The 12,892-nt window shown below is 30.9% G+C and carries 12 protein-coding genes; 5 read left to right on the top strand and 7 right to left on the bottom strand.

Annotated features, from left to right (window positions below; all coding sequences use genetic code 11):
• Positions 1-18 precede the first annotated feature (18 nt).
• On the bottom strand, positions 19-651 hold the full coding sequence (locus tag EPK97_RS13440; protein ID WP_162037141.1) for a GyrI-like domain-containing protein: 633 nt from the start codon (positions 649-651) through the stop codon (positions 19-21).
• 72 nt (positions 652-723) lie between these two features.
• Positions 724-1,644 carry a helix-turn-helix transcriptional regulator gene (locus tag EPK97_RS13435; protein WP_162037140.1) on the bottom strand — a complete coding sequence of 307 codons (921 nt, stop codon included), beginning with the start codon at positions 1,642-1,644 and terminating at the stop codon, positions 724-726.
• 220 nt (positions 1,645-1,864) lie between these two features.
• Between EPK97_RS13435 and EPK97_RS22685 the strand changes: the two genes are divergently transcribed.
• Positions 1,865-2,104 (top strand): DNA methyltransferase, encoded by a 240-nt coding sequence (locus tag EPK97_RS22685; RefSeq protein WP_162037301.1) that lies wholly within the window; start codon positions 1,865-1,867, stop codon positions 2,102-2,104.
• Here the strand turns inward: EPK97_RS22685 and EPK97_RS13425 are convergent.
• Positions 2,020-2,673, bottom strand: coding sequence for a metallophosphoesterase family protein (locus tag EPK97_RS13425; protein WP_162037139.1), 654 nt, complete (start codon positions 2,671-2,673; stop codon positions 2,020-2,022). The two genes, EPK97_RS22685 and EPK97_RS13425, sit on opposite strands and share 85 nt — an antisense overlap.
• Positions 2,674-3,002: 329 nt before the next feature.
• On the bottom strand, positions 3,003-3,542 hold the full coding sequence (locus EPK97_RS13420) for a GNAT family N-acetyltransferase (protein WP_162037138.1): 540 nt from the start codon (positions 3,540-3,542) through the stop codon (positions 3,003-3,005).
• 963 nt (positions 3,543-4,505) lie between these two features.
• Here EPK97_RS13420 and EPK97_RS13415 point away from each other — a divergent pair.
• Positions 4,506-5,225: a DUF1259 domain-containing protein gene (locus EPK97_RS13415; protein ID WP_162037137.1), complete on the top strand. Its 720-nt coding sequence runs from the start codon at positions 4,506-4,508 to the stop codon at positions 5,223-5,225.
• A 615-nt stretch (positions 5,226-5,840) separates the two neighbouring features.
• Here EPK97_RS13415 and EPK97_RS13410 read toward each other — a convergent pair.
• Both EPK97_RS13410 and EPK97_RS21530 read right to left on the bottom strand, forming a co-directional pair.
• Positions 5,841-6,503 carry an FMN-dependent NADH-azoreductase gene (locus EPK97_RS13410; protein ID WP_162037136.1) on the bottom strand — a complete coding sequence of 221 codons (663 nt, stop codon included), beginning with the start codon at positions 6,501-6,503 and terminating at the stop codon, positions 5,841-5,843.
• A gap of 346 nt (positions 6,504-6,849) precedes the next feature.
• The gene (locus EPK97_RS21530; RefSeq protein WP_205690263.1) at positions 6,850-7,086 is read right to left on the bottom strand and encodes a hypothetical protein; all 237 of its coding nucleotides are present in this window, start codon (positions 7,084-7,086) and stop codon (positions 6,850-6,852) included.
• Positions 7,087-7,432: 346 nt separating this feature from the next.
• On the opposite strand from EPK97_RS21530, the gene EPK97_RS13400 reads away from it, so the two are divergent.
• The gene (locus EPK97_RS13400) at positions 7,433-8,371 is read left to right on the top strand and encodes a helix-turn-helix transcriptional regulator (RefSeq protein WP_162037135.1); all 939 of its coding nucleotides are present in this window, start codon (positions 7,433-7,435) and stop codon (positions 8,369-8,371) included.
• A 918-nt stretch (positions 8,372-9,289) separates the two neighbouring features.
• Here the strand turns inward: EPK97_RS13400 and EPK97_RS13395 are convergent.
• Positions 9,290-9,790, bottom strand: a complete 501-nt coding sequence (locus EPK97_RS13395) for a hypothetical protein (protein ID WP_162037134.1) — start codon at positions 9,788-9,790, stop codon at positions 9,290-9,292.
• A gap of 240 nt (positions 9,791-10,030) precedes the next feature.
• Here EPK97_RS13395 and EPK97_RS13390 point away from each other — a divergent pair, with 240 nt between their 5' ends.
• Both EPK97_RS13390 and EPK97_RS13385 read left to right on the top strand, forming a co-directional pair.
• Entirely contained in the window at positions 10,031-10,432 is a 402-nt protein-coding gene (locus tag EPK97_RS13390; protein ID WP_162037133.1) for a hypothetical protein, read from the top strand.
• 779 nt (positions 10,433-11,211) lie between these two features.
• Positions 11,212-12,564, top strand: coding sequence for a hypothetical protein (locus EPK97_RS13385; protein WP_162037132.1), 1,353 nt, complete (start codon positions 11,212-11,214; stop codon positions 12,562-12,564).
• The last annotated feature ends 328 nt before the right edge of the window (positions 12,565-12,892 follow it).

Genomic DNA, 12,892 nt, shown 5'->3' with positions numbered 1-12,892 from the left:
GAGTCAATTAGAAGTTACTTAATTACTGTATTTTTCGACTTTAAATCTCAACACTGTTTTTAGATCTTCAGGTTTTACTTTTCTAAAATCCGATAGGTATATTTCACGATGTTTCATAGATGTTCTTTTTAAATCATTTTGTGTACAAAACTGATTCATAATTTCAAAACTGATGGGTTCATCATCGTAACTTCCTACGTGCAACATCTGTACACAGGCACCTTCTTCTATCGTTTTAAAATTAACTTGATCCAATAATGTATGGGGTTTTTTCTGTTTAGTTATCTCTAAAATATCATTCGCTAAATCTTCCGTTACAAAACTTGGCTGTCTAATCATTAATTCAAAAGCTAAATTATCTTTATCAATTACTTTAGGAATATATTTAGATTTATCTGCAATATCCCATACACCTTCAAGTGGATAAACAGTATATTCATAATAATCATTAGGTGGATTGCTCCATTTATATGACATTCTTGCTCCATACGATAATGAATATAAGGCACTTATATATTCCCCAAAAAATTCATTGTTTGGATTCCCTTCTCCTTGAATTGTAAAAAAGTTAAAGTGGGGTATTTGTACAAGTTCGGGTTTGTTTTTGGGTAAATAAAACTGTTTTTCGTGTTTTCTCCATTCTTTTTTCACTATTTTCACTCCATTTATTATTAAAATTGTAATTCTAGATTAACAATTATTAGTTGACAACATGATGTCATATTATAAATTCTTTTTGTAACTTTCTATGGTTTTTGTTAATTTCCCCACTAAAATTTCATTAATATACTTTGGTTCAATGATATTTATATCTTCACCAAAAGAGATTAAATAACTGTATAACCAACCATCTTCATTCAGGACAATATTTACCTCCAGTTCACCACTTGCCAACTCTTTTATAGATTCACTCTCAAATTCATCAAAAACCCTATGTTTTATATTTGATGTAAAAGTCATTTTAAGATGGATTGGCTTTTCTATTTTATTTGCTTCAAAGGTTATATTTAACTCATTAGGATTGTAAATTTCTCTATCAAAAGTACGATCTGTGACTTCGGAATTTTTTATTCTATGAACTTTAAATATTCTATAATCATTTTTCAGGAGGCAAAATCCTCCTAGATACCAAGCTTTTTGTTTAAATAAAAGTTTTAATGGATTAACCATTCTTTCGGTTTTATTACCGTATATATTAATATAATCAAACTTAATCGTTCTACAATTCATTAATGCATATTTTAATTTTTCGAATTTATACTTTTCATACTTAGAACTCCCCCAATAAGAGAAATCAACTTCAATCCAATTTTTATCACTTTTGTTGAACAGTGCTTTTAATTTTAATAATGCTTGATCCACATTTTCATATTCTGTTGCTTTTAATGTTTCCAGACCAATTAATATTTTATTCTGTTCTTCATTTGATAAAACAGATTTGTCCAAAATAAAATGGTCAAGTAAACTTATACCCCCGCCTTTCCCTTTATTTGTGTAAATAGGAATTCCAGCCATAGAAAGCTTGTCTACATCTCTATAAATAGTTCTAGTAGAAACCTCAAATTTTTCAGATAATTCCTTTGCTGTTACTTGATTTTTATTTAATAGAATATACACAATTTGAAATAATCGATTCATTAACATACTCGTCACCACCTATTCACATTATATCTCATATATAACATCCTATTATCATATTAAATCTAAGCGTCAAACAGTTCCCACCTTGCTAAAGGAAGCTGTTGTCGTATAGTGACAACAGCTTCCTCACACGTTTACTATATCTTTAATTGATTCGTAATCATAATAGTTTCGGAATTTATTCAAAAGGAAAATATATACATGAGACTTCGTTGAAGCATGCATATTAGCTGGTTGTCATAAAGATGGTATAGTACTCGACCCTTTCTTTGGTTCAGGAACTACTGGAATGGTAGCGATGCAACATAATAGAAATTTTGTAGGCATTGAGTTGAATCCTGAAAATATTGAGCAAAGAAAAGATTATCAAAGGTCCAATTATTCAATATCATTTTTATCTGTTAATTCCTTTATAAACTCTTTAATCATTCCATTAGCTTTTACTTTCACCCCAGTTAAATAACCATATCCTGAATAAGCTGCACCAGTATCAATGTTCCACGAGTTACTATATCGATTATATTGAGGCTCTTTACATGGTGTATGACCGATTATTTGTAATTTATTAATATTTTTTATTTTATTTCGGTTCCAAATCACACTCAAAAGGCTCGATTCATTAAGAGGTTTAATTGCTTCCTCAGCAATACCAGCATGACTTATAAATATTTTTGGATTCTCCCAAAACAACGGTAATTCTTTAAACCACTCAATATCACTTTTAATATCCCTATTAACTAAATTATATTGATTAATTGTATCTTGACCACATTGCTGTAACCAATTGTCATTTGGATAATTGACAATATGTTGCACAAACTCATATTCATGATTTCCTTTTAGAAAAATTACTTTGTTTGAATGTTTTAGTTTTAGATCTCTAGCCAAATTAACTGTTTGTGGGGAGTTTTTTCCTCTGTCTATTAAATCTCCAACTTGAATTAAAAGTTCATTTTCCATGTCCCATTTTTCCAATAACTTTTTGAACGTATAGTAACATCCATGTATGTCGCCAATAATAAAAAGATCCATAAAACTAAATACCTCCACATCCAAGCGCCTCATCATACCATTATTGAACTAGATATGCTGTAAGTCACACATTATATTCAAGAAATATGTCCACACTGTCAAATCTATCCTCAACAATATGGTCCATTCATAAAGAAAAGCACTTCTCTTATTAGAGAAACGCGCCAGATTGCTGAATATTAATCTTGTTATTTTTCTTAAAGTAAGAAAGGTAAAAAGAATAAAAAGTGGTCACAGATGAAAGGTTAAATATATTAATGTTATGATATAACTTACCATTAACCATGTCTTATCATAACTGGACTCTACATTGTAGCATTCACCTTTTATCAAGTTAACCTTTTAATAAGACTCACCCTTACTGTTTCATCCCAAATTGGTCCTTTTCTAACTTCAAAATAGCCAAGTTTTAAATTCATATCAATTACATGTTCATTTTTTTCTTCAGTATGTGTGTATATTACTTTAATATTTCTCGATTTTGCTTCGATTTCAAGTTGTTTTTTTAGTAAGGTAGCCAATCCCCTTTTACGATATAAAGGATTAATCCAAAGTTGAAACACTTCCAAAAACTCACCGTTATCTGGAAAAAACTTACGGTCAATTTTATTAAAAACTTCAAATGATCTAATATTTTTTAAATTTTTTATTCTATAAAGTATGAAACCAACTTGTAATTCTCTTGTTTCATCCTCTACAACAAAACTACCTTTTTGTTCATTTACAATAAAAGTTTTCATCAACTTATAATGTTTTTTTAAGCAGGAGTAACTTCTTTTTTCTTTCTTGATTATTGTATACCCCTCATTTTTTAGATCTGCTTTAGTTATAAATTTGAGATCTTTTTCCTCGCCTCTTCTTAGTTTCATATAGAAACTCACCTCAATTAGTTGATGTTGGCTCCCATCAGGAAACAATAACATCTTCTAGAACAATTTGGTTCTTAAGTCCATACTTACACAATCTATCACTAATTTTAGCATAAATATCTAACTAGGTTATAATTTTGGATGAGGGAATTCCTTACCTTGCTATGGTATTTGGAAACTAGAATCATGAACGGATATACAGATTCATCCTTCCTCATCAAAGAAAATACTACCAGATCAGTGATCCGGAAGATGGATGTATCATATTATTCTTTAACTCGAAAAATCTTTTTCAAAAAATTAAAAAGTTTCCCGTTTTTTTTTAAAAGTTCTCGATAGAAATCACTTAGATATTTGTCAACTAAAACCCGCACTAAACTAAAGAATAATGAGATAATTAGTATAAATAATAACAATATCAATCCTGTTTTTATTATTTCCATAACTACGTAAAACACCTCTTTTTCAAATAATTAGTAAACATATTTTTCCGAATCATAAATAAGAGAGGATTCTCACACTTTATCTAATAACGAAATGGGAATAATTATAACAGCAAACCCAAGAGATGGACATTGTACACCCTCCATTATTTCAAATTTGAATACACTAGACAATTTTATTTACCACAATATAGTTCAAATCATAGAGAAAGCGCTCTCTATTAGAGAAAAACGCCAGATCGGGGAATCAAATTGATGTAACTGTCCTAGAACATTTGTACATACATGAAACAAATGGATTGCATAGTATGATGTATGACTTCCTTCCATAATTTATCCTCGTTGTTCACAATTTTAGTTAAATGGTAGGTAGGACAGTCCAAAATTAAAATTAAAGGAAAGTTAATTATATGAGTAAACAATTTGATATATTATGTAATAAATTTACAACGATATTAGGGGGACGCCATTTATTGATCCAAACATTTCTTGTACGAGTGTAGCAACGCGCCCTTTTCCCTTGAAAATTCAAGGTGTAGATTCATCTAAAGTAAACAATGCTTTAGCAGTTGGCCTAGATTTTCAATCATTAGATAAAAAAGGGAGAGCTTTGTGTCTTGGAGAAATTAGTTTATTAGAATCAGAATTAACCCCATTTATAAGATTTTTGAGGAATTATAAATCAATTAAAATAGGATCTGCCGTACAATTGTATCTAAAAAGTAACCCCAAAGTGTTCACTTTAACTATTGAAGCAGTTGAATATCCCGTTATTTTTGCAAAAATAGTTCGGGAGTCTTTTATTAGAGCAAATATAAATTTTTTTCCTACTCGCATTGGAGTAGTAAAAAAAAGATGTAAACGCTTAGCCTCAGTTTTTGGAAATATGTTTGTTCCTTTTTGCTTTAATAATTTTTGTACTATACGTTTTCAAAGATCAAGAAAGTCCAAAATACTAGGCAGATTAAATGTAGCTTTTAATGACCTGCTGTTTTCCTTTACACCTATCTCTAAAACAGAATCTCTTTGCCTAGCTAGATTAGATTTGTTTGAAGATGAGATAAATAAGATTGTTAAACGAATTCAGAAACGAGGATTTCTACTAGGGAATGCATCTTCGTATTTTAGTTTTTCTAGCCCACCTTCCTCAATTGTCACCTATCAAGCTATAACAAATCCATTTGTTTTTGCAGCAAAATCATCTGAAATCGTTAAAGGATTGAACACTCCCACCACTTAACGCTTTGCGTTTGAAGTGGGGGATTCCTAAGTTCAGAAACCTAATGGTCTGTAATGGATTAGGCTATCCCCATAGTTCCTACGGTTAAGAGACGAATGGCTTCGTCCATAAAGAAAGACGCTTCTCTTATTAGAGACATGCGCCAGATTATTGAGGATAGGGAAAGTGTAAAAAGGTTATCCTCAAGCCGTATATTCAACCGTTTCGGATAACCTAATTTAATTATTTTACCAACTTAAATTTAATTCATCCATCGTTACAATTTATATCCACCTATTTATTAAATATACTCAATTACCTGCATGAAGTAATTGCGTGAGGGAATGACGTGAGACGCGTCATCGTTAATCTTTAAAAATTCCAGTAAATTACATTAGAATACTGGTCTAGTTTCGTAATGTCTTCTTTAAGCAATTTGACTTTTGACAACTTCATATTCTTTTATTTTTCAGTTGACATAGTACCGCAGGTCTAAAAATTTTATAAGATTTAATATAACGTATACAATAGACCTCAAACCCTTCACTATCAACAAAGCCTTCTGTGAACGATGTTAATCTACTATAAGAAATAAAATGTAGAAAAAAAAATTAATTGAATGATTAAAACATATATTTATTGAAAGACTTTTTTATCTATTTCTAAGTTTTCTGCTACTTCATGTGCTTTTTTAATTGCCGCTTGTTTATTTCCTTCTGCTAAATCAGGTATAGCCGTACCTTCTGCAAAGATACTATCTATTTCAGTTACCCCTAAATAAACTAAAGTTGTTTTTAAGAGACTGTTAGCATGTTCCGATTCTGCATTTGGTCCATCAGAATATATGTTACCAGAAGCCAATATATGAACAGCTTTCTTCCCTTTCCCTTCTAATAAACCAAATGATCCAGTTTCATTAGAGTCCATAGTTATTCCTTTAACTACAATTGTATCAATGTATGCCTTTAACACTGCTGGATAGCTAAAATTCCACATTGGATTAACAAATACATAACGATCTGCTTCAGCAAATTGTGTTGCTAATTGACTGATACGACCGAATTTAACTTGTTGTTCGTTTGTTAATGATTCGAAACTTCCTCCTGCATCTAACTTAAACCATGCACTTAATACGTCAGCATCAAGTAAAGGTATATTTTCTTTATATAAATCTAGTTTAACAATTTCTACATCTGGATTTTTCTTTTCATAAGTTTCTAAAAACTCTTTACCTACTTGGAGACTCACAGAATTTTCTTCAGTTAATGGATGTGCTGTAATATACAATAATTTTTTCATTTATCTTCTTCCTCTCATGATTTTAAATTTAAAAAATTTTTTTTTAATCTTATACACAGCTTTAGAGTATCCAATATACTTAAAACCTTATTCAAATAAGGTGGGGGTGTATTATTGAACGTAACATTAATAATCTTTTCTTTGAGATTTCGATATACTTACAAAATTCTTATTATGTTGTGTCGCTACATCCAGTAGTTCCTGAAGGCATAGTACTAAACCCAGTATAAAATTAAACACCTTAAGAAAATTGTTTAGTTAGGTGTTAAGCAGTCCAGAATGTTGAAATTTATATTGGTGGTGAGTTAAAGGAATAGCATATACTGTTCTTTTAAAACAGTATTTTCTAACCTTCCACTTTCTGTTTAACTGCTACCCATACTTCAACTTCTGCGTCTATCGGATTTCCATCTAATAAAATTCCAGCCACTGGTCTCCCATTATATTCATAATCGTATGTTTCTTTTAGAATGTTGTTAAATGCTTGATCTTCGAGACTATCAAATGCTAAACGAGATAGTCCACCTTTCCTAACAAGAACCAGATCACTTACCTTCTGGAAATAAAACCTCCTCTGTTGCATCTATGACTGGTTGTGATGCTTTAACGCCTGCATAGTAGAAAGTGTTGTTTCCAACCATTTCCACTGCTCCGTATCATATTGGCTTTCAGAAATTGGTTGAAGTAGTCCCAACTTCCCATCTTTAATAGTTTTCCTTGAAAATTTCAGTTTTTGATTAGAGATATCATAGGAATGGATTTTTGCTGCTCCTTTTATTTTTGATTTAAACCCAACAAGGCGGAAAGCCTATTTTTTTCTACTATGAAATTATTGACTTATTTCACCTCCTTAAATCTTTGAATATATAACTTAACATACCTAATATGACACCTATATGGCATAATTATTAAAAAAGAGGTGGCTTTTTATGAAAATTGAACGTCTAATTGCTATAATCATGCTTCTTTTAGAGAGAGAAGTAGTACCTACAAGCGAACTTACTGAAAAGTTGGAAGTAAGTAGAAGAACCATATTTAGAGATATTGACACGTTAAATATGGCAGGACTACCTATTATGACAACAAGAGGTTCTAACGGTGGAGTGAGTTTAATGAAGACATATAAAGTTGATAATAAATTATTTACGCCAAAAGATGTACACAGTTTAATAACCAGCTTAAAAAGTTATTATCAATTGCTAGAAAACAAAGAAATTGCAAATACATTGATCAAATTGGAGAGTATGACAGAAGGGGATGATTCATTAAAACAAAATTTTCACGACGAATATTTTTCTATAGATTTAGAACCTAGTCAAGGAAACCGCTCATTGAAAAATCTGCTTAAAGTTATTGAAAAAGCGATAAAAGATAAACAATATTTGTTGTTCGATTACATAGATATAAATGGGAAAGCAAGCGTTCGCAAGGTAGAACCTTACAAAGTAATCTTTAAAGAAAGTAGCTGGTACTTACAAGCCTTTAGTCTTGAAAAAAACGATTATAGAGTATTCAAGCTAGCCAGAATGAGTAAGGTACGGCTTTCAGAAGAGATATTTACTCCAAAGAATTTTGTTCCAATACCCATGAACTGTACGGATTGGATGACTAAACATAGAGTACCAGTCACGATAAAAATAGATAAATCCATAAAAGATAAAGTTATTGAACGATTTGGGGAAGAATATATCATTGCCAATAACGGAAATGTTTATCTAGCAAAATATCCAATTATAGACAATGAAAATGGATATAATGAACTTCTTAAATTTGGAATTAAATGTGAAATTATTGAACCTCTAAGTGTCAGAGAAAATTTTAAAAAATATTTACAAAATATTTTTGATAAATATATTGAGAAGACTTAGAAGTTCAGGAACCTTGCATGAATTAGCCAGCCTTTATCACGATTTTTGTAGCCTTGAAATAATGTTTGATCAAAAGTATGCTACAAACGTTGATTTTATAATAAAAGAAACCAACATATTTTGAACAAAGATTGATCAAAATACGTTGGTTCGGTTTTGATGTGGAGTTAGTTTTTAAAAAAAAGATTGATAATTTTTAAACTTTAAGAAACCAATGAACCACCTAAAAAATAACCTTTATATGAAATACATAATTATTTGAGTCATTTAGTTTTCGTAAGCTATTGTAGCTTTATAAAAAAGTTTGATCATTTAATTTCTTGTATAGGCTCAACACTCACGCCTGGTAAGCCCCATCCTTTATTTCCGTATGTTCTTTTTAATAGGAGAACATTACCTCCGAATTAAATATTATAGCGTGAGCGCCAAATCTAAAAGTAGCATTAAAAGCCAACTTTATTCCCCCTTTTTCAACAAAATCCGCCTGTTGTTAGAATTTTACCTATATAGTAATATAATTCTTTTTAAATCCTTTGCTTATGAGTAACAAACTTAACGAAAACAGCTTTATATGTCTTCTTCCAGAAATGTGCCATATTGTTGAAAATAAACTAAGCAAGGCACGATGTATATTCTATTGATCTATTTCTATCATGGTTATTTTCACATTCAATATGATTTATTAGAATATTCGTTAGTATAATAAAACCATATATTTGAAGGGAGAGATTTATTTGGTACATTTATATAAAATGGACATACCTCATATAGTTTTCGTTTATCTCGCTATATACCTCAATATGTTTGAATAATCCGTGAATTTTGGTTTGTTTTTAGCAATACATAGAAAAGCACCCTCACATTAATGTGGAAGGTGTTCGACTGTTGTCTGCTATAATTATATGGAACTATGTATGTCTATCCAGGACCATATCGATTGTATAAATAATCACTTTTTTTATTGTATTCATTTATTAACTCTTCTACTTCTTCTAATTCTTCAATTGCTTGACTTTTAAGCTCTAAATCTTTATCTTCAATTGCTTTTTTTATTTTAGTAAATGCATGATATGGAGTTTCAATTGTGTCCATAAACAACCTATGCAAACTTCTAACTTCAACTGACTCTGGAGAATTAAGACCTCGTAAATTTTGTAAATGAATAAAATAATTTGGAATAATCTCTTCATTCAATAAGTCATATAAAATATCATCATCTTGATTTTCACTAGAAGCACTTTCGTATAAAGATATTAAATCCTTCATTTCTTGTACAGAAAATTTTGCCAAAGATCTCTTTTCTCGATAAAGGTCATGATCTGTATCCACATCAGTTGAAAATTTAGCAACTACAAGAGTAATACTATTAGTTATTAATAATAAGAGTATAAAACTGATTATTAGTGATGATTTTTTCAATAACTCACCCCCTCTACCAATCTAATCATACAATATCTATCTGCACTTTTTGACAGGTAAATATAGGAGGATTAATAGGTTGCTCTAATATAATTGTTAAACATATGAGTTTAAATGACACATTGATACAGGGACATTCGTGGAATTTTTTCTTTTTAATAGATAGAAGTACATACAGAAGAACTTAGTTTTGCATATAAAGGTAAAGGGGGAAAGAAAAAATAAAGGAGGTGTATGCAAATGACTCCAAACCCTCTTACCTTTTCGAAAGATTATTGCAAAGAAAAAATACTTTCTACTGGTGCATTAAGTCCAAACAGTGATATAGGTGCTAACTATGCTCATCTTGCAATGATAAATCGTGATTCAAAAGTATGTAATATAATAGTTGAACTTATACAATGGACACCAACGGGCAATCAGGTATTAACGACAGAATGTTTTAATATTCCTGGAGGACAACTTCGTACATTTACTTTTAATGTAATGAACATACCACATTATGAGATGCAAATTGACAAAACAAACGCTAGTAAAAATTGTATTGTAAATACTTTTGCTATTGAAAGTGACATGGGTCCTCCTAAACCAGCACCAGGCTATACTTTCCTTGAAAGCCAGTTAATAATTATTAAGTCATAATCACTGTTATATTGAAAATGGGGTACGGCAAGAATTCTTACTTTTAGAGCCACTTGAAAAAAATTTCATATAACATGTCTTATGTGACACTTTTAAGTAATATTAAGTTTATTAATTTAAAAATTAAGTCTCTAACTGCTAAAAAAAGTAGCGCAGAACTCAAATAAAGCTAAAAACTAAGTCATTTTTCACTGAATATTTGTGAGTGGCTCAAAAAAGAAGTAATTCTTGCCATACCCCTATATTCTATGTCAAACAAAAAGAATCCATTTTGAAAGAAAGATCGATCGAAATGAATTCTAAATTAGATATTAACTACTAGTTTTTTATAAAAAAGGTTGATTATTTTCTACCATGTTATTCCATAATCGCGCCAGATTGTTGAATAACTATAATTACTATAGTTATGTTTTATAATAAATCTTGAATGTTAGAGTCTTCTCCTACAAATATTATCATCTCTCTATCACAAAAAACTTCATTGCATAACAACTTATAAGTTAACGGAAGACATCTTCTGTAAAGAAATATAACTCCCAAATGATCTCCAGTTTGAATCAGAATAAATGCACATAGCCCTTTTTTTAAGAATCATTACAGACGACCATACGTTAATCCTTTACGTTTCATATAAATATAATATAATGGATAAATTTATATAAGCAGAAATAATGGGTGTGACCCTAAGGGTCAAAATCGTTCATCGTTCACATACTCCTTTTCTGCATATATAAAAAATAAAACTAACAAATAACAAAGAAAAGAGGTGGGATGATAACATGCCTTTTAATAATAAAATAGAAGTCAAACAATTTGAGTTCGTTACCCCTGCAAATCGTCCCGGTACGGGGGAAGAGATTTTTGATAACTCTGCTAGCCCTACTGTTGTGGCAGAAATTACTTTTGACTGTTTAAAACCAGGGGATCGCATTTGGTTGAACAGTATTTTTCATTTAACTAATAATCAGTCTGGAGAAGAACCTATCATAGATCATGCCATATTAAAAAATAATGTGCCGATTTATACTGCGCAAACAGAAATTGATGGTACAGGAGACGATAATATAGGGCAAATATTTTCACAAGAAACTGTGGATGTCATTACCACTCTAGAAAAAAATGTAACTTATAAGGTGGTTGTGAGTACACCCAGTATAAATGGTACGGATGTTTTTTTATTTGGTCCTATTACGTTTACCGGTACTCAATTTACCAAAGGGAAAAATAGTTTAGCGTTTAATAAAGTAGAAGTCAAACAATTTGAGTTCGTTACCCCTGCAAACAGTCCCGGTACGGGGGAAGAGATTTCTGATAACTCTGCTAGCCCTACTGTTGTGGCAGAAATTACTTTTGACTGTTTAAAACCAGGGGATCGCATTTGGTTGAACAGTATTTTTCATTTAACTAATAATCAGGTCGATGTATCTCCTCTCATAACTCACGCCATATTAAAAAATAATGTGCCGATTTATACTGCGCAAACAGATATTGATGAGGATGAAGACGATAATATAGGGCAAATATTTTCACAAGAAACTGTGGATGTCATTACCACTCTACAAAAAAATGTAACTTATAAGGTGGTTGTGAGTACACCCAGTATAAATGGTACGGATGTTTTTTTATTTGGTCCTATTACGTTTACCGGTACTCAATTTACCAAAGGGAAAAATAGTTTAGCGTTTAATAAAGTAGAAGTCAAACAATTTGAGTTCGTTACCCCTGCAAACCGTCCCGGTACGGGGGAAGAGATTTCTGATAACTCTGCTAGCCCTACTGTTGTGGCAGAAATTACTTTTGACTGTTTAAAACCAGGGGATCGCATTTGGTTGAACAGTATTTTTCATTTAACTAATAATCAGGTCGATGTATCTCCTCTCATAACTCACGCCATATTAAAAAATAATGTGCCGATTTATACTGCGCAAACAGAAATAGATGCTACAGGAGACGATAATATAGGACAAATATTTTCACAAGAAACTGTGGATGTCATTACCACTCTAGAAAAAAATGTAACTTATAAGGTGGTTGTGAGTACACCCAGTATAAATGGTACGGATGTTTTTTTATTTGGTCCTATTACGTTTACCGGTACTCGATTTGTCGACGGGAAAAAGGGTTTCAGGTGATATTCTTTTTTGAGTATGTTTTACGTGTAAGACGCTGGCAAGAATAATTATGTTACAAATGTTACTATGAATTCAATGCGAATTCACCAAGGGAGGATAATGTGCATTTACAATCGTTCGGTAAAATCTTCACATACAAAAACAGCAAAGTCAATTAGAGGGTTTAAGAAGGGACATTCTCTTTTGGTTTTGCTTTCTTTTCTTAAATAAGATTTTTAAAAAAATCTTATATCAAGAGAAAATTAGTCTTTTTTTGAGTGGCCCAAAAAAGAACGAATCGTTGCCGTACCCCTAATAAGCATTCTTTCAATCATCTTTTAGTCTCCTC

The organism is Chengkuizengella sediminis (genome assembly GCF_010078385.1).
GTDB classification, from domain to species: domain Bacteria; phylum Bacillota; class Bacilli; order Paenibacillales; family KCTC-33759; genus Chengkuizengella; species Chengkuizengella sediminis.
This window is presented reverse-complemented; position numbering and strand designations above follow the sequence as displayed.